The following is a 16,396-nucleotide window of genomic DNA, read 5'->3' on the forward strand; positions in this document are numbered from 1 at the left end:
CCGTGCTAATCGAGGGTGCGGATGACCTTCGCCGGGTTGCCGACGGCGACGACGTTCGACGGCAGATCCTTCGTGACGACGGCTCCGGCACCCACGACCGTGTTCTCGCCGATCGTGACGCTGGGGCAGACGATGACGCCCCCGCCGAGCCAGACGTTGTCGCCGAGCGTGATCGGCTCGCCCGCCTCGTAGCCCGCGCGTCGAGGCTCCGGGTCGAGCGGATGCGTCGGCGTCAGCAGCTGCACGTTCGGCCCGATCTGGCAGTGCGCCCCGATCGTGATCGGCGTCACGTCGAGGGCGACGAGACCCACATTCACGAACGTGCCAGCGCCGATCGTGATGTTCGAGCCGTAGTCGACGTACAGGGGCGCCTTCACAGCTACCCCCTCGCCGAGGCTGCCGATGAGCTCCGCGAGGATCTCGGACGCGCGCTCCCCGTCAACCGGGAACGTCGCGTTGTACTCGGCCTGCAGCCGCACCGCGCGCTCCGCGCCGGCCGTCAACTCGGGATCGTCCGCGAGATACAGCTCACCGGCGAGCATCCGCTGCTTCATCGTGCGGCCGTCGTCGAAGTTCACCGTCATGCCACAAGACCCTAGCCTGCGCCCTCACACCGCAGAGGCACGTTAATCTCGACAGGTGACCTCGCTGTGGAACGCCGCCGGCCCCGACCTCGTGGTGCACGGCGACAACCTCGACGCCATGCGCCGCCTCCCCGACGGCGCCTTCCAGGTCATCTACCTCGACCCGCCCTTCAACACCGGCAAGCAGCAGAAGCGCCAGTCGATCAAGGTGAAGCGGCAGTCCCCGGCTGAGGAAGCCGTCGAGGCCGCCGAACTCGGCGAGGCGCTCGCATCCACCCCGCTGACCCGCACCGGCTTCCAGGGCCGCAGCTACGAGCACACCCTCGGCGAGCTGTCCGCGTTCAACGACGAGTTCGCCGACTACTGGGGCTTCCTCGAACCGCGCCTCGTGGAGGCATGGCGGCTGCTCGACGAGACCGGCACCCTCTACCTGCACCTCGACTTCCGGGAGTCGCACTACGCGAAGGTCGTGCTCGACGCGCTCGTCGGGCGCGACAAGTTCCTCAACGAGATCATCTGGGCCTACGACTACGGGGCGCGCACCTCGAAGCGCTGGCCAGCGAAGCACGACACGATCCTCGTCTACGTGAAGAACCCGAAGCGGTACCACTTCGACGCCGCCGAGGTCGACCGGGAACCCTACATGGCACCCGGCCTCGTGACCGAGGCGAAGCGCGAGCGCGGCAAGCTGCCGACCGACGTGTGGTGGCACACGATCGTGTCGCCGACCGGCAAGGAGCGCACCGGCTACGCGACGCAGAAACCCGCCGGGCTGCTGCGGCGCATGATCCGCGCATCCAGCCGCGAGGGCGACTGGGTGGCCGACTTCTTCGGCGGCTCCGGCACGACGGCAGCCGTCGCCCGGGAGTGCGGCCGCAGGGTCGTGACCGTCGACGCCTCAGTGGATGCGCTGCGCACGATGCGCGGGCGCCTCGGCCCGGAGGGCGTCGAGTACCGCAAGCTCACGAAAGACGGCTCGCGCCTGCTGTCGGCCGCACCGAAGCGCGCCAAGCGAAACCGCTGAGCCGCCGAGTTGTTGCGCCGTTGAGCCTGGCAGGTTGGCCCGGTGTGCGGGGCTAGCGTGTCTGGCCGGGGTCCGTTGAGTACGGGTCAGACTGCGGCGCTGGCGGGTACTGGTTCGGTGCGTTGTAGGCCGAACAGGCCGCCGCCGATCACAACCCAGGTGCGGGTCGAGCCGCTGCTGAAGTCCAAGCCCATGGCGATCGCGTTGAAGACGATCGTGACTCCCGCGAGGGCGAGCGCCACTCACCAGTACGCGCTGCGGCTCGCGCGGCCGCGGTACACGAATGTCTTCTTGACGAAGCGAGTGATGGCCTCAGGGAACGGAGCCCCGTAGTAGGGCTCGTCAAGAGCCGGCTGGCCGGCCGGGGCGTGTCCGTAGGTCATGCCGTTCCTCCGCGGTCGCGCGAGTGCTGCAACGCCACACCCTCGTGCAGCGTGGCCGAGCGGCTCAGGGCGGTGACCGTCTCGTGCACGGCAGCCAGGGTTTCGGCGACGCCGCCGAGGTCGTCCGAGGTGGTGGATGCTCCCCACGTGAACCGCAGGGCGGTGCGGGCGTCGTCCTCGGGGATCCCCAACGCGAGCAGCACGTGCGACGGCTCGTCGTGCCCCGCCGCGCAGGCCGCCCCCGCCGACGCGAGCACGCCTCGCCGCTCGAGCTCCAGCAGCACCGTCTCGCCGTTCACCCCCGGCAGCACAAACGACGCGTGGCGGGGGAGGCGATCCGATGCGTGGCCCGTGAGCCGTGCATCCGGGATGCGCGCGAGCACGTCGGCGACGAACGCGTCTCGTGGGCGCGCGGGCAGGTCACGGGTGCTCGCAGGCGGCCGCTGCTCGGCTTCCGCACGCCGGTCAGCATCGGCGAGCCGCAGCGCGACGGCGAACGCCACCGCGAACGCCACATTCTCCGTGCCGGAGCGGCGCCCTCGCTCCTGCCCGCCGCCGTGGATGAGGGGCTCGAGCGGCAGCCGCGAGCGCACCGCGAGCACGCCGACGCCCTTCGGGGCGCCGAGCTTGTGACCCGAGAGGCTCACCGCATCCACGCCCGTCGCGGTCAAGGACACGTCGAGCGAGCTGGCCGCCTGGATGGCGTCGGTGTGGAACGGCACGCCGCGGGCGTGGGAGACGGCGGCCAGCGCGGTGATGTCCTGCACCGTGCCGACCTCGTTGTTCGCCGTTGCGAGCGACACGAGGGTCGTGTCCTCGCGGAGGGCCGAGGCGAGCGATTCCTCGCTGACCAGGCCAGACGCATCCACGTCGACGAACGTCACCTCGAAACCGTGGAGACGCGCGAGGTAGTCGGCGGATGCGAGCACGGACTCGTGCTCGAGGCGGCTCGTCACGAGGTGCCGCCCGCGTGGAGCCCCCAGGGCGATGCCCTTGATCGCGAGGTTGTTCGCCTCGGTACCACCCGACGTGAAGACCACCTCGGCGGTCCGGCAGCCGAGGACACCGGCCACCGCCTTGTGAGCGTCGGCGAGGGCCGCAGAAGCCTGCTCGCCGAGCCCGTGCGTGCTCGACGGGTTGCCGAACGACGCTGTCAGGAACGGCCAGGCCGCGGCGAGCGCCTCCTCCAGGACCGGGGACGTCGCGGCCGCATCGAGGTAGAGCACGTCAGTGCCCGGCCTCAGGTGTGGGCGCGGCCGCGGCCTCGAGCGCCATGTCGAGGCCCAGGTCGATGGCCCGCGCGCTGTGGGTGAGGGCGCCGACCGAGATGACGTCGACGCCCGTCTCCGCGATCGCCGCGACCGTGTCGAGGTTCACTCCGCCACTCGCCTCGACGACCGCCCGCCCGTTGATGAGCGCGACGCCCTCGCGCAGCTCAGCCAGCGAGAAGTTGTCGAGCATGATCGTGTCCACCCCGGCCGCGAGCACCGGAGCGACCTGGTCGAGCCGGTCGACCTCCACCTCGAAGTGCGTCGTGTGGCCCAGCTTGTCCTTCGCCGCCCGCAGCGCTTGCGTCAACCCGAGGCCGGACTGCTGCAGGAGCACGGCGAGGTGATTGTCCTTCGCCATCACCGCGTCCGACAGCGAGAAGCGGTGGTTGCGGCCTCCACCGTTCGCGACGGCGTGCCGCTCGAAGGCGCGCAGTCCCGGCGTCGTCTTGCGCGTGTCCGTGATGCGCGCCGACGTGTGCGCGACCGCGTCGACGTAGCTGCGAGTGAGCGTCGCGATGCCGCTCATGCGCTGCGCGAAGTTCAACGCCACCCGTTCCGCCGTGAGCACCGAACGCGCGGGTCCCGCGACGGCCGCCAGCACATCCCCTGGGGCGAACTCGTCACCGTCGTCGGCGTGCAGATCGACCTGGATGCGCGCGTCCGTCAGCCGGAAGGCCGCCGCGAACACCTCCATCCCCGACAGCACACCCGCCTCGCGCGCGACGAGGGTGGCGCTCGCGGTGGCGTCGTGCGGGATGAGCGTCGAGGCCGTGATGTCACCCCAGGGGGCGTCCTCGAGCAGGGCGGCGCTCACGGTGGTCATCATGTGGGCAGGAGTGAGCATCAGTGCGCCATGGCCTTCGGCTTGAGAGGGAGTGGGCGTGGGTGTGGGTGTGGGAACAGGCTCGGGGACAAGGGCGGCGCCTGGGCGTGAGGCTCGAGGGCGCTGGGACGGTCAGCTCGGAAGTGCGCGCCCGCCGACTCGCCGCGGGCCCGGGCAGCCGCCACGGTGAGCTGGGCGAGCGTGAGCAGATTTGTGTCCTCGCGCGCGGCGACCGACGAGTCCGGTCCGGCCGCGTCTCGGTCAGCGGCCCAGGCCGCGAGGGTCCGCGCGGCGTCGTCGAGTGCGGGGCCGCTGCGATGCAGGCCCGCGGACGCCCACATCAGCGTCTGCAGTGCCGCCCGCGAGAATGCGGGAGCGCGTCCGCTCGCCGTTCGGTGTCCAACATCAGTGCGATTTCGGCCCGAAATCACCCGAAGCGCTCGAATCGAGGTGTTTTTGCACTGAAGTTGGTCAGGGATGGGGGAGACCGCGACGTCCGAGGCGCGGTCAAGTCGGGCCTGGTCGTGCGGCGCCTGCTCGCGGAGCGCCTCCGCGACGCGGTGCCCGAAGACGGCGCCCTCGAGGAGCGAGTTCGACGCGAGCCGGTTCGCGCCGTGCACGCCCGTGCGGGCGGTCTCGCCCGCGGCGTAGAGGCCGGGGATGCTCGTCCGCCCGAGCAGGTCGGTGACGACGCCGCCCATCAGGTAGTGCGCCGCGGGCGTGACGGGCACCGTCTCGCGCGACCAGTCGAGCCCGGCCTCGTCGAGGCGGGCCGTGATGCTCGGGAACCGGTGCTCGAGGAAGCCCCGGCCCAGGTGCCGCGCGTCGAGCCGCACTGGCCGCCCGCCCTGCTTCGCCATCTCGTCGGCGATGCCGCGCGCCACGACGTCTCGCGGGGCGAGCTCGGCGTCGGGGTGCACGCCGACCAGGAACCGCTCACCCGCGTCGTTGAGCAGCAGGGCGCCCTCGCCGCGCACCGCCTCGGAGATGAGCGCACCTCCGGATCCGGCGAGCACGGTCGGGTGGAATTGCACGAACTCCAGGTCGGCGATCTCAGCTCCGGCCCGCGCGGCGGCTGCGATGCCGTCGCCCGTCGCGACCTCGGGGTTGCTCGTGTGCGCGAAGAGCTGCCCGGCGCCGCCGGTCGCGAGCACAACCCCGTCGGCCTCGAAGAAGCCGGGCGTTCTGTCATCCGGGCCGAGCAGCCACGCGCCGACCACACGCGTGGCTGCTGGATCGACGTCGTCTGCTGCGGTGCTCACGGCGAGGTCCACGAGGAAGGTGTGCTCCAGCAACCGGAGCTCGCCGCGTTCGGCCGCCGCGCGGGCGGCGTCGTTCAGCGCTCGCTGGATCTCGAGACCGGTGCCGTCTCCGAAGGCGTGCAGGATGCGCGGATGCGAGTGCGCGGCCTCGAGCCCGCGCGCAAGGGCACCACTCGTGCCAGCGTCGAAGCGCGCGCCGAGGGCGACCAGGTCGCGGATGCGCGCATCCGCCGAGCCGCACAGCACCTCGATCGCGCGCCGGTCGCCGAGCCCCGCGCCAGCCGCGAGCGTGTCGCGCACGTGCGACTCGACGCTGTCACCAGCGCTCGCATCAGCACCAGCCGCGAGCACTGCCGCGATTCCGCCCTGAGCATGCGAGGTGGCCGTATTGCCGAGCGTCGCCTTCGTGGCGACCACCACGTCGTGCCCGTCGGCGACCGCCGCCAACGCTGTGGTCAGACCCGCGATGCCGCTGCCGATGACCAGCACCCGCAGCCGAGCGTCCGCGCGCCGAGCATCAGCGCCCGCATCCATCTCAGGACGCCATCGTCGTGTCCGGCCGGGCCGCGAGCATCCGCTCGACCGCGACCCTGGCAGGCTCGGCGACACTCGCCGGCACGCTGATCTGGTTGCGCACCTCGCCGGCCACGAGTCCCTCGAGCACCCAGGCGATGTAGCTGGGGTGGATGCGGTACATCGTCGAGCACGGGCACACGACCGGGTCGAGGCAGAAGATCGTGTGCTGGGGGTACTCGGCGGCGAGGCGCTGGACGAGGTTGATCTCGGTGCCGATCGCGAAGACCGAGCCGTCGGGGGCAGCTGCGATGGCCTTCGTGATGTAGTCGGTGGAGCCGTACTCGTCGGCGGCGTCGACGATCGCGATGGGGCACTCCGGGTGCACGATGACGCGCACCTCCGGGTACTCGGCGCGGGCCTTCTCGATCTGGGCGACGGTGAAGCGCTTGTGCACGGAGCAGAAGCCGTTCCAGAGGATCACCTTGGCGGCGTCGAGCGTCTCGGAGGTCTGGCCGCCGAGGGGGCGGCGCGAGTTCCAGAGCGGCATCTCCTCGATCGTCACGCCCATGGCCTTCGCGGTGTTGCGGCCGAGGTGCTGGTCGGGGAAGAACAGCACCCGCTGCCCACGCTCGAAGGCCCACTGCAGCACGGTCTCGGCGTTGGAGGAGGTGCAGACGATGCCCCCGTTGCGCCCGCAGAACGCCTTGAGCTCGGCGGAGGAGTTCATGTAGGTGACGGGGATGACGGGCACGCGCCCAGCGGCGTCCGGTTCCGTCCCGTAGAGGTCGGCGAGCTGCTCCCAGCACTCTTCGACTGAGTCGCTGTCGGCCATGTCTGCCATCGAGCATCCGGCGGCGAGGTTCGGGAGGATCACCGCCTGCTCGGGGCCGGACACGATGTCGGCCGTCTCGGCCATGAAGTGCACGCCGCAGAACACGATGGCCTCTGCCTCCGGCTTCGCTTTCGCGGCGTTGGCGAGCTGGAAGGAGTCGCCGATGAAGTCGGCGTACTGCACGACCTCGTCGCGCTGGTAGAAGTGGCCGAGGGTCACGACGCGGTCCCCGAGGGTCGCCTTGGCGGCGAGGATGCGGGCGTGGATCTCCGCGTCAGTCGCGGTCCGGTACTCCTCGGGCAGGAGCTCCTGCCTTGGCGCCGTCGGCGGGAGTCGGTCGGCCATTGACGCCCCAGGCCCGTAGGACGGCGCTTGCAGGTCGAACGCCCACGGCGACTTCACGAGCTCCGGCGAGCAGCTCTCGCCGGCCTGCTTCCCGGTCTGGATGCGCGTGATCGTGGTGTGCACTGAGGCGGTTGTGGTCATGGGGGCTGCCCTTCGCGGCGGGGGAGGTCGTGAGGAGGGGGCTCTGCTCGGACGGGGCTGGGGCCTCGATGTACCTGTAGAGCTTCGGGGGTCGGTGCCTGGTGCCGGCGAGGGTCTCGCCGGTCTCGGCGAGCGACTTCGAGGCGAGCATGTCGCGGCGGAAGTTGGCGACGTCGATGGGGCGGTCGAGGACGGCTTCGTAGACCTCGCGGAGCTGGGCGATGGTGAAGGATTCGCCGAGGAAGCTGTGCGCGATGGAGCTGTACTCGACCTTGTTCCGCAGCCGCCAGAGGGCGTAGTCGATGATGCGGCGGTGGTCGAAGGCGAGGGGTGGGAGGTCGTCGACGGGGTGCCAGCGGACGTTGTCGCCGAGGCGCGCCGAGCTCGCTTCCTCGTTGCCGACGAGCGCCCAGTAGACGACGGACACGACCCGCGGGTCGGCCCCGAAGACGCGGTCGGCATCGCCGAAGGCGTAGAGCTGCTCGAGGTATTTGGGGGCGAGTCGCATCGTCTCGAAGAGGGTGCGTGACGCGGCGGCGGCGAGGTCTTCGTCGCCGAGCGGCCCGCCTGGCAGGGCGAGGAGGTCGATGAACGGCTGCCGCTGCCGTCGTACCAGCGGCACCCAGATCGTGGGTGCGGGAGCGCGGTGCGACGTGGGAGGTGACGGGCGCAGCGCGAAGATCACCGTGGAGACGGCGAGGGTCGCGTTGTCGGATGGCATCCCCCACCTCCTCTCTGACTTAGAGTCAGTTCGACTCTAAGTGCAGTGTACGCCACGCACGCCTAGGCTGTGGCGGTGAGCGATCAGCAGCAGTTCGGCAGCGAAGACGACGCCCCGCACGGGGTCGGCCCCTGGCCTGGTGGTCGCGGCGCGTGGCCGGAGGGGCCCTGGTATGACGCGGAGCTGCTCGAGAACGGCGACCGGCGCAACGTCATCGACCGCTACCGGTACTGGTCGATGGATGCGATCGTCGCCGATCTCGACACGAAGCGCCACGCCTTCCACGTCGCCATCGAGAACTGGCAGCACGACATGAACATCGGCTCGATCGTGCGCAGTGCCAACGCCTTCGCGGCCGACACCGTTCACATCGTGGGCAAGCGTCGCTGGAACAAGCGCGGCGCGATGGTCACGGACCGCTACCAGCATGTCGTCCACCACGAGACCGTCGCAGCGTTCATCGACTGGGCGCGGAGCGAGGAGATGCCGGTCATCGCCATCGACAACGTGCCCGGCTGCGTGCCCATCGAGACCTACGAGCTGCCGGAACGGTGCGTGCTGCTCTTCGGGCAGGAGGGGCCAGGGGTCTCGGAGGAGGCGGTCGAGGTCTCGGATGCGGTGCTCGAGATCTCCCAGTTCGGCTCGACCCGCTCGATCAACGCCTCAGCTGCGGCGGCCGTCGCGATGCACACGTGGGTGCTGCAGCACGTCGACTTCGCCTAAGGGGCGGTGGTCGTCTCGTCCGTCGCCAGTCCCGCGGCGCCGGCGAGGATCAGATCCAGGCCTGCCGTGAAGCGATCCGTGGGGTCCTGCCGGCTGAGCGGATCAGGGGTGCGGGCTTGGACGGCGCCGACGGCGGCGGCGTGCGCCTGCTGCTGCTCGTGGAAGACCTGCCCGATCGTGTAGTGTACGACCGCGTCCGCACAGGTGCGGCTGCCTGCATCGCCGAGGGTGAAGTCGCTGTGCGCGGCGCTGGAGGTCATCCGCACGAGGTCGACCGTCAGCAGGTCGAGCGCGAATGAGCTCGAGACGAGTTCGGCGCCATCCCTGCGGGAGAGGAGCGCTGTGCGGAGCTGTATCGCGAGGGTGCGGGTCTGGCGGATGCCGGGCTCGACCCCGGCCCCTGGGGGCAGCCACGTCTCGGCGGTGAGGGGATGCAGGATGCGGTCGCTCACGGCCGCGAGCAGCGACTGCTTGTTGGGGAAGTGCCAGTAGAGCGCGCTCGGCTGCACCTCGAGGTAGTCGCTGATGCGTCGCATCGAGAGATTCGGCAGGCCGTGCTCGTCGAGCACCTCGAGGGCGGTCGTGACGATCTCTGTCCGGCTGAGCTTCTCGAGGCCGGAGCCTCCGGCTGGACCGCGGGGTGTCATGCCGCTAATCTACTGAACACTGTTCACTGAACACCGTTCAGGAAGTTCCAGAGAAAGGTCCCACCCCCTATGAGTGCCGATTCGATCACCGCCGCCGGGCGTCCCGCCGGCCGCGCCGTGCCCCGTGTTCTTGCTGACCTCGTGGCCGGGGCCGGCACCCATGCCCGCGCTCGAGGCGGGGCTCTCCGGAACGCCGCGCTCGTGCTGGGTGGCACCCTCTTCCTCATCGCCGCCGGCTTCATCGTCATCCCGCTGCCGTTCACGCCCGTGCCCGTCTCCCTCGCGACCTTCGCGGTGCTGCTGACCGGGGCTTCCCTCGGCCCCGTCCGTGCCGCCGCGAGTGCTGGCCTGTACCTCGCGCTCGGTGCGCTGGGGGCGCCGATCTTCGCCGACGGCGCATCCGGGGTCCTGTTCCCGTCGTTCGGCTACATCGTCGGCTACGTGCTCGCCGCGGTCGCCGTCGGGGCGCTCGCCCGTCGCCGAGCTGACCGCCACGTCCTCTCCACCGTCGGTGCCTCGGTGCTCGGGACGCTCCTCGTCTACGCGGCCGGCGTCCCCTGGCTCGCCGTCTCGCTCGGCGTGGACCTCGGCACCGCCCTCGCGCTCGGGGTCGTGCCGTTCCTCATCGGCGACGCCATCAAGATCGCGGCCGTGAGTGCCCTGCTGCCCTCCGCCTGGAAGCTGCTCAAGCGCTGAGCACCGGTGGATCGCTAGGCGTCTGAGTCCGCGGCGGCGTGCTCGCGGAGGAGTGCCGTCGCGATGCGCCGGGCTGATGCGGTTGTGTGTCCCGGGTCGCGGAGTCGCATCGCGAGGTCGCCGGAGACGACCAGCAGCAGCTCGTCGGCGAGCTCTCGATCGCGGCTGGTCGCGTTCAGCGCGTCGTCGGTAATGAATGCAGTGAGTCGCCGTCGCAGCGAATCGGTGTCGGTGTCGACGGCCGCGCGCACCTCCGCCGGTGCGTCTGCGTACTCGGCGGCAGAGCCGAGGAACGCGCACCACTGGGCGCGCACGGGATGTTCGCGGAACGTGTCGAGGGCGTCGAACACGGCGAGGACGCGTCCCTCCCACGAGTCCTGGCGGGCGATCGCCGCATCCCAGGCCACGAGCCACTCCGCGTGCCGACGAGCCAGCGTCGCCGCCAGGAGTGACTCCTTGCTCGCATACCCGCGGTACATGGTCGCCGCCGACACGCCCGCGCGCTCGATGACGGCATCCACCGGGGTCGCGTGGATGCCCCGCGTGAAGAACAGCTCCTCGGCGGCATCGAGGAGCTTCGTCGCGCTCGATGTGCGGATGCTCATGTACACACCCTAAGCTCAAAATATGAAACGTACGTTTTCGTTTGGGGATATCGTCCAGCAGAGCCGGGGGCAGGGCACCCGGCAGCGGCGCTCGCAGCGGCTCCTCGTGGTGGGCGGCGTCGGCCTGATCGCCGCCTGCTACGGCCTCGTGCGCCTCGCGTACGGGCTCTACCTGCCGGATGTGGAGGTCGAGCTCGGCCTCGACGCCTCGATGGCCGGCGTGGTCTCGGGCGGCGCGTCCGCGATGTACTGCGCTGCCGCGATCGTGGGGTTCTTCCTGGCAGGCCGCATTCCGCGCATCCTCGTGGCAGGCGCGGCGTCGACGGCCGGTGGCGGGGCCCTCGGCATGGCAGTCGCGTCACAGGTCGAGGGCTTCGCCGCTTTCGCCATCGTCAGCTCAGCCGGGGCCGGCCTCGCGTCCCCCGCCCTGGTCGAGCTCCTCAGGCGGGCCGTGAGCGGAGACCGCGGGCAACGCCTCCAGGTCGTCGTCAACGCGGGCACCGGACCGGGCCTCGTGCTGGCAGGAGCACTCGCGTTGCTCCTGCTGCCCGACTGGCGCCTGGCATGGGCGGCCGCGGCGGTCGTCACGTTCCTCTCCGCGTTCGCCGTGCTCACGTCGACCGCGCTGCCCTCGACGGTGCTGCCGTCGTCGGGTCGAGCGACGAACTGCTCGCGCGCATCCGAGCGTTGTCGCGCCGAGTCCCACAGGCTGGCGGTGAGCCGGTCGTCGTGTTCGGCGACGTGTCCGTCGATCTGGCGGCGAAGAGCGTCCTTCGCACGGTCGGCGGGGAGTCGACGCACGTGCGCCTCACTCCCACGGAGTGGCAGGTGCTGGAGCTGCTCGTGCGCAACGCCGGGCGTCTCGTGACCCGGCAGATGCTGCTCACCAGCATCTGGGGGTCGGAGCATGTCAACGACACCGGCTATCTGAGGCTGTACCTGTCGCAGCTGCGCAGGAAGCTCGAGCCGGTGCCGTCGTCGCCGCGGCACCTGCTGACGGAGGCGGGCATGGGGTACCGGCTCGTGCTCCAGCCGGACGGCGTCGCTTAGTTCGTCGCAGCGTCGTCCAAGGGGGCTGCCCGGCTCGCCTCCTCGGCGCTCGGGAAGTTGATGTCATCCACGTCGACATCGATGTCGCCCACGTCGTCCGGGCCGCCCGTGCCGGGGCGCACGTTCACCTGGTCGGCGTCGATGTCGTGGTCGACGTGGCCGTCGACCTCATCCACGCGCTCGGTGCTCGTCTCCTGCTTCTCCTGCGTCTCCGTCTCGCTGCCGGGGGAGTAGCTCGTGTCCTTCTCGAGCTGGTCGCTCTCGGGGAGGCTGTCTTCGCTGTCGTGCATCTGATGGCTCATCGTGCGAGCTTGCGGTCTCGTCCTGGGTGCGCGCGCAATTGTGCGTGTGCGGAGGCCGTGAGTCGCTGAGGGTCCCGGGGTAGGCGTGCCCGCGTCAGGCGCCCGCGCAGACAGAAGGGCCGGGACGTCGTGCGACGTGCCCGGCCCTCTCGCATCTGCGCTGCGTGGCTCGGAGGTCAGTCCTCTTCCGGCTCGAACGTGGAGGCGTCCGGGTCGTAGCCGACCGCGACCCCGTCATCGGAGTCGGGGATCGTGCCGTCTTCGCCGAGGCCGTTCGGCTTCTCGTCGCCGTCGCTGTCGTGGGAGATGTTCTGGTCGCTCATCGTGGGCCTTCCGTTCGGGGTCTGCTCTGACTTGAGGCGACGATAGCGTCCGACGCTGAAGGGTTTTCCGCATCCGCTCGGGCGAGGCGAACCAGACGTTCCTCACAGCCCAAGCAGCAGCGACGCCGCGATGCCGACCATGACGACGGCGATGATGGCGTCGAGGACACGCCAGGCGACGGGCTTCGCGAACACCGGCTGCAGGAGGCGCGCCCCGTAGCCGAGGGCGGCGAACCAGACGACGCTTCCGACAGCCGCGCCCGCACCGAACAGCCAGCGCGCCTCGCCGTGCGTGTTCGCGACCGACCCGAGCAGCACCACGGTGTCGAGGTACACGTGCGGGTTCAGCCAGGTGAGCGCGAGGCACGTGAGCACGGTCGGGAGCAGGGCAGAGGATGCCGCCGGGCTGTCCGCATCCATCGCCTTCGGCGTCATCGCCCGGCGGGCCGCGAGCAGCGCGTAGCCGAGCAGGAACGCTGCCCCAGCGATGCGCACGACGGTGGTCAGCCAGGGGAGCGCGGTGAAGACGATGCCGGCTCCGCCCACGCCGAGCAGGATCAGGAGCGCGTCGGAGAGCGCGCAGACGGCGACGACGGCGAGCACGTGCTTCCGGAGGAGCCCCTGCCGAAGCACGAACGCGTTCTGCGCGCCGATCGCGACGATGAGCGACAGGCCGAAGCCGAAGCCGGCGAGAGGGGTGAGCAGGTCCAGGGTCATGCCGCGACGATATGGCGCGTTGAATATCCGGGTCCAGCCCATTTTCCTTCGCAATCATTAGCATTGCTTCATGCCAATCGCTGCGTCCGCGTTCGACCCCCAACGTCTCGCCGCGCTCCGCGCCGCCGTCGAGACGGGCACCTTCGAAGCCGCCGCCCGCGAACTGCGCGTGACCCCGTCCGCGATCAGCCAGCGCATCAAGGCGCTCGAGAGCGAGACGGGCCGGGTGCTGCTGCAGCGCAGCAAACCCGTCGCGCCGACCGAGTCCGGTGAGGTGCTGCTGCGCCTCGCCAGGCAGCTCGAGGCGCTCGGACGGGAGGCATCGAGCATCCTCGGCCGCGTGGGGGCCGGTCCCGGAACCGGCACGGGAGCGGATCACGCGAGACCCGCCCTCGAGCGCCTCCCCATCGCCGTCAACGCTGACTCGCTCGCCACGTGGTTGCTGCCCGCGATCGCGCCGCTCGCCGACGAGATCGCGTTCGAGCTGCGACGGGCCGACGAGACGCAGACCACGGAACTGCTCCGGCGAGGAACGGTGACGGCGGCCATCACCGCCGACCCGGCGCCCGTCCAGGGCTGCACCTCGGTGCTGCTCGGCGCCATGCGCTACGTGCCCATGGCGTCTCCCGGCTTCGCCGCTCGCTGGTTCGAGGTTCCAGGGGAGACGCTTACGGATGCCCTGCATGGCGCCCCGGTCGTGGTCTTCGACCGAGCCGACACGCTGCAGGACCGCTACCTGCAGGCCGTGGGGGTCGACCCCGGAAGCCCGCCCTGCCATTACGTGCCGTCGTCCGCCGACTTCGTCACGGCCATCCGCCTCGGCTTCGGCTGGGGGCTCGTCCCGGAGCAACAACTCGAGGACGAACCTTCGTTGGTGCGGATCGACCCGCGGGGCTGGGTCGACGTGCCCCTGTTCTGGCAGCAGTGGCAGCTGCACACGCAAGCGCTCGGGCGGACGGCGGCAACCGTGTCCGCCGCCGCACGCGTGGCCCTACGGGCATCCATCTGACGCCACACGGGCAGCCCACGTCAGCGGCCCGCTGCGACCGCCGCGAGCACCACCGGGTCCGCGCATCCTCGGGCGAATCCGCGGATGCGACGGCCGATGTCGCGTTGCAGGATCGCCCCGCCGATGCGCTCGGCGAGCGGGGCAAGCCATTTCGGCCTGCAGGCGAAGTTGTACCGCCAGGTGGCGAGTGTCGCGGGTCTGCCGCCGCCGGACTCGTCCTCGGCGGGGCTGAACCGCCAACCCCCGCCGAGTCGCTCGAAGAACCAGGATCCTCGTGTCATCTTCATGCCGACGTTCGACGGCGGCTTGTAGGAGACGTACTCGCTGATCATGCGGAACCCGAGACGGTGCACGGTGAAGGTGCGCACCCCTTTCGCCGGCCGCTCGGCTCCGTCGAGGAAGCGCTGGCGGCGGATGAACGGGTCCCATCGCAGTCGCACGTCGCCGGTCGTCTGGGACACGGCGAAGGCTGTCGCTGGGTCGACGGGGACAACGCAGCGGGACTCGACGACGGGCATGCCCCATCGTCACACGGGGCTATCCCGCAACGTGCGGAGGCGCTCACGGATGCGCCGTCTTGTCAGGTTCGCGGAGGATGACGTGCTTGCCTGGTGGCTGACGGACGCAAACGGCGGGAGCAACCATGAAGGACAACCAGCACAGCGACGAGCGACTCGGGGACTCGATCCCGGGCGATCCGATCGGAGACCCCGCGGACCTGACTGCCAGCGAGGAGAAGTCGGGCGCGGAGCCGGCCGGTGAGAAGGGCGACGTGCTCGCGGCTGTGGGCAAGCTCGCGAACGTGTTCGCGTTCGGGAAGCTCTCCGACGCCTCGTCGGCGACCGCGACGGCCGATGGCACGTTGCCGCCGGACCCTGACGACGACGGCACCGGTGGCATGGGCGGCGCGCGCCGCGCCGGGGCTTGACGAGTCGCACGGGTCAGGCCCGGTCGTCTTCGATCAGTCGACGATGAACAACCGCGCGCCGGCCTCCGTGCGCGAGCGGTGGGCCTCCATGTCGGTCCCGACCTGGTAGCTCTGGCCAGCGCTCAGCGTCACCAGGCGGCCATCGTCGAGCTCGGTCTCCAGCGTGCCGTCGAGCACGAACAGCACGTGTCCGCGTGAGCACCAGTGGTCGGCGAGGTAGCCGGGCGAGTAGTCGACCATCCGGATGCGAGTGTCACCGATCTGCTGGGTCCGCCACCGCGCCTCGCCCGTGGTGCCCGTGTGGACGGTCGGCTCCAGTGAGGCCCAGTCGGTGGTGGTGAAGGCGTGCCCGAGAAGATCCATGGCTCGACGCTACCGCCGTGCGCAGCCGCCCTTCACCGCCGGTCGGGCTACCTGTCGGCGTTCTCGAGCGGCTGGGATGCGCGCATCGCCTCGGCGGTGATCTCGAGCGACCGGATGCGGTCGGCGCTCTGCAGCGCGCCGTGTCCGATGATCAGCTCGTCAGCCCCGGTCGTCTCGGCGAACTCCGTGAGATAGTCCCGCACCTCCGGCCCGGTGCCGACGGCCGTATAACGCATCATGTTCGCGATCTGCTGCCCCTGGGGGCTCGCCAGGATCTGGTCCATCTGCTCGTCCGTGAAGTCGGAGTTGGGTCCTCGGAGGAGAACGCTGCGGAGGCGGGACCTCCTGGATCGAGTGAACTGCTCCTGCGCTTCAGCCGCGTCGAGTGCCGCGACGACGTTGACGCCCACGATCAGGTGGGGTGCCTCGAGTTGCTCCGACGGCTGGAAGCGCTCGCGGTACAGGGCCACGGCCTGGAAGAGCTGGTCTGGCGCGAAGTGCGACGCGAACGCGTACGGCAGTCCGAGCTGCGCCGCGAGCTGCGCGCCGAAGAGGCTGGATCCGAGGATGTAGAGGGGCACGTTCGTGCCCCCACCTGGCACTGCCTGCACGCCCGGGATGGTCGACTCACCGCGGAGGAAGGCCTGCAGCTCGAGAACGTCCTGCGGGAACTCGTTCGCGGACGCGGGGGAGCGGCGCAGGGCCCGGAACGTCGCCTGGTCGCTGCCGGGGGCGCGTCCGAGGCCGAGGTCGATGCGGTCCGGATACAGGGTCGCGAGGGTGCCGAACTGCTCGGCGATGACCAGCGGGGAATGGTTGGGCAGCATGACGCCGCCGGCCCCGAGTCGGATCGTGGAGGTCTGCGATGCGATGTGCCCGATGAGGACGCTCGTCGCGCTCGACGCGATCGTGGGCATGTTGTGGTGCTCGGCGTACCAGACGCGGCGGTACCCGGATCGCTCGGCGGCCTGGGCGAGCTCGACGCTCGCCTGGAAGCTCTCCCTGACGGTCTGGTCAGGGGCGATGGGGGCGAGGTCAAGGAGGGAGAGAGGAACAGTCACCTTGAATGCAACCCACGAGCCCCGTCAGGTGTTCCCACCGGCGTGCGGTCGCGTGTCGTGCGCAGCCCGT

20 protein-coding genes and 3 pseudogenes are annotated in these 16,396 nt (G+C 70.5%); 7 read left to right on the plus strand and 16 right to left on the minus strand.

Features of this window, described 5'->3' with window-relative positions; translation table 11 throughout:
- Nucleotides 1-5 precede the first annotated feature (5 nt).
- Nucleotides 6-584, minus strand: coding sequence for a sugar O-acetyltransferase (locus tag ABVF28_RS14795; RefSeq protein WP_371031075.1), 579 nt, complete (start codon nt 582-584; stop codon nt 6-8).
- 118 nt (nt 585-702) lie between these two features.
- Here ABVF28_RS14795 and ABVF28_RS14800 point away from each other — a divergent pair, with 118 nt between their 5' ends.
- On the plus strand, nt 703-1,608 hold the full coding sequence (locus ABVF28_RS14800) for a site-specific DNA-methyltransferase (RefSeq protein ID WP_371031109.1): 906 nt from the start codon (nt 703-705) through the stop codon (nt 1,606-1,608).
- A gap of 86 nt (nt 1,609-1,694) precedes the next feature.
- Here ABVF28_RS14800 and ABVF28_RS14805 read toward each other — a convergent pair whose 3' ends face one another.
- The 7 genes and pseudogenes from ABVF28_RS14805 to ABVF28_RS14835 form a co-directional block, all read right to left on the minus strand.
- The gene (locus tag ABVF28_RS14805; RefSeq protein WP_371031076.1) at nt 1,695-1,850 is read right to left on the minus strand and encodes a hypothetical protein; all 156 of its coding nucleotides are present in this window, start codon (nt 1,848-1,850) and stop codon (nt 1,695-1,697) included.
- Nucleotides 1,851-1,991, minus strand: a complete 141-nt coding sequence (locus ABVF28_RS14810) for a hypothetical protein (protein ID WP_371031077.1) — start codon at nt 1,989-1,991, stop codon at nt 1,851-1,853.
- On the minus strand, nt 1,988-3,217 hold the full coding sequence (locus tag ABVF28_RS14815; protein ID WP_371031078.1) for a cysteine desulfurase family protein: 1,230 nt from the start codon (nt 3,215-3,217) through the stop codon (nt 1,988-1,990). The genes ABVF28_RS14810 and ABVF28_RS14815 overlap by 4 nt, the downstream gene beginning before the upstream one ends.
- A gap of 1 nt (nt 3,218) precedes the next feature.
- Entirely contained in the window at nt 3,219-4,106 is an 888-nt protein-coding gene (gene nadC / locus ABVF28_RS14820) for a carboxylating nicotinate-nucleotide diphosphorylase (RefSeq protein WP_371031079.1), read from the minus strand.
- Nucleotides 4,106-5,881 (minus strand): L-aspartate oxidase, encoded by a 1,776-nt coding sequence (nadB, locus tag ABVF28_RS14825; RefSeq protein WP_371031080.1) that lies wholly within the window; start codon nt 5,879-5,881, stop codon nt 4,106-4,108. The genes nadC and nadB overlap by 1 nt, the downstream gene beginning before the upstream one ends.
- Nucleotide 5,882: 1 nt before the next feature.
- Nucleotides 5,883-7,181: a quinolinate synthase NadA gene (gene nadA, locus ABVF28_RS14830; RefSeq protein ID WP_371031081.1), complete on the minus strand. Its 1,299-nt coding sequence runs from the start codon at nt 7,179-7,181 to the stop codon at nt 5,883-5,885.
- Between the two features lie 37 nt (nt 7,182-7,218).
- Nucleotides 7,219-7,902 (minus strand): annotated as a pseudogene (locus ABVF28_RS14835) (NUDIX domain-containing protein); the annotation flags it as partial.
- Nucleotides 7,903-7,977: 75 nt separating this feature from the next.
- Here ABVF28_RS14835 and ABVF28_RS14840 point away from each other — a divergent pair.
- Nucleotides 7,978-8,625 (plus strand): TrmH family RNA methyltransferase, encoded by a 648-nt coding sequence (locus tag ABVF28_RS14840; RefSeq protein WP_371031082.1) that lies wholly within the window; start codon nt 7,978-7,980, stop codon nt 8,623-8,625.
- On the opposite strand, the gene ABVF28_RS14845 is transcribed toward ABVF28_RS14840, so the two are convergent.
- Nucleotides 8,622-9,272, minus strand: a complete 651-nt coding sequence (locus ABVF28_RS14845) for a TetR family transcriptional regulator (RefSeq protein ID WP_371031083.1) — start codon at nt 9,270-9,272, stop codon at nt 8,622-8,624. The genes ABVF28_RS14840 and ABVF28_RS14845 overlap by 4 nt on opposite strands.
- 69 nt (nt 9,273-9,341) lie before the next feature.
- Between ABVF28_RS14845 and ABVF28_RS14850 the strand changes: the two genes are divergently transcribed.
- Nucleotides 9,342-9,968, plus strand: a complete 627-nt coding sequence (locus tag ABVF28_RS14850; protein ID WP_371031084.1) for a biotin transporter BioY — start codon at nt 9,342-9,344, stop codon at nt 9,966-9,968.
- A 14-nt stretch (nt 9,969-9,982) separates the two neighbouring features.
- Here the strand turns inward: ABVF28_RS14850 and ABVF28_RS14855 are convergent, their stop codons facing one another.
- Complete coding sequence (locus ABVF28_RS14855; protein ID WP_371031085.1) at nt 9,983-10,573, minus strand: TetR/AcrR family transcriptional regulator; 591 nt, start codon at nt 10,571-10,573, stop codon at nt 9,983-9,985.
- Nucleotides 10,574-10,595: 22 nt separating this feature from the next.
- On the opposite strand from ABVF28_RS14855, the pseudogene ABVF28_RS14860 reads away from it, so the two are divergent.
- A pseudogene (locus ABVF28_RS14860) lies at nt 10,596-11,153 on the plus strand (MFS transporter); the annotation flags it as partial.
- Nucleotides 11,154-11,188: 35 nt separating this feature from the next.
- A pseudogene (locus ABVF28_RS14865) lies at nt 11,189-11,623 on the plus strand (winged helix-turn-helix domain-containing protein); the annotation flags it as partial.
- Here ABVF28_RS14865 and ABVF28_RS14870 read toward each other — a convergent pair.
- From ABVF28_RS14870 to ABVF28_RS14880, 3 genes are all read right to left on the minus strand, one after another.
- On the minus strand, nt 11,620-11,925 hold the full coding sequence (locus ABVF28_RS14870) for a hypothetical protein (RefSeq protein WP_371031086.1): 306 nt from the start codon (nt 11,923-11,925) through the stop codon (nt 11,620-11,622). The pseudogene ABVF28_RS14865 and the gene ABVF28_RS14870 overlap by 4 nt on opposite strands.
- Before the next feature lie 176 nt (nt 11,926-12,101).
- On the minus strand, nt 12,102-12,248 hold the full coding sequence (locus ABVF28_RS14875) for a hypothetical protein (RefSeq protein WP_167516425.1): 147 nt from the start codon (nt 12,246-12,248) through the stop codon (nt 12,102-12,104).
- Between the two features lie 102 nt (nt 12,249-12,350).
- Nucleotides 12,351-12,965, minus strand: coding sequence for a LysE/ArgO family amino acid transporter (locus tag ABVF28_RS14880; protein ID WP_179555887.1), 615 nt, complete (start codon nt 12,963-12,965; stop codon nt 12,351-12,353).
- Nucleotides 12,966-13,035: 70 nt separating this feature from the next.
- Here ABVF28_RS14880 and ABVF28_RS14885 point away from each other — a divergent pair, with 70 nt between their 5' ends.
- Nucleotides 13,036-13,974: a LysR family transcriptional regulator ArgP gene (locus ABVF28_RS14885; RefSeq protein WP_371031087.1), complete on the plus strand. Its 939-nt coding sequence runs from the start codon at nt 13,036-13,038 to the stop codon at nt 13,972-13,974.
- A gap of 20 nt (nt 13,975-13,994) precedes the next feature.
- Here the strand turns inward: ABVF28_RS14885 and ABVF28_RS14890 are convergent, their stop codons facing one another.
- Nucleotides 13,995-14,492, minus strand: a complete 498-nt coding sequence (locus ABVF28_RS14890) for an SRPBCC family protein (protein WP_371031088.1) — start codon at nt 14,490-14,492, stop codon at nt 13,995-13,997.
- Nucleotides 14,493-14,617: 125 nt separating this feature from the next.
- Here ABVF28_RS14890 and ABVF28_RS14895 point away from each other — a divergent pair, with 125 nt between their 5' ends.
- Nucleotides 14,618-14,902, plus strand: a complete 285-nt coding sequence (locus ABVF28_RS14895; protein ID WP_371031089.1) for a hypothetical protein — start codon at nt 14,618-14,620, stop codon at nt 14,900-14,902.
- Nucleotides 14,903-14,935: 33 nt separating this feature from the next.
- On the opposite strand, the gene ABVF28_RS14900 is transcribed toward ABVF28_RS14895, so the two are convergent.
- Nucleotides 14,936-15,265: a DHCW motif cupin fold protein gene (locus tag ABVF28_RS14900; protein WP_371031090.1), complete on the minus strand. Its 330-nt coding sequence runs from the start codon at nt 15,263-15,265 to the stop codon at nt 14,936-14,938.
- A gap of 47 nt (nt 15,266-15,312) precedes the next feature.
- On the minus strand, nt 15,313-16,326 hold the full coding sequence (locus ABVF28_RS14905) for an LLM class flavin-dependent oxidoreductase (protein ID WP_371031091.1): 1,014 nt from the start codon (nt 16,324-16,326) through the stop codon (nt 15,313-15,315).
- Nucleotides 16,327-16,396: the final 70 nt, after the last annotated feature.

The sequence above is a fragment of the Pseudoclavibacter sp. JSM 162008 genome, from assembly GCF_041366455.1.
GTDB lineage: Bacteria > Actinomycetota > Actinomycetes > Actinomycetales > Microbacteriaceae > Pseudoclavibacter.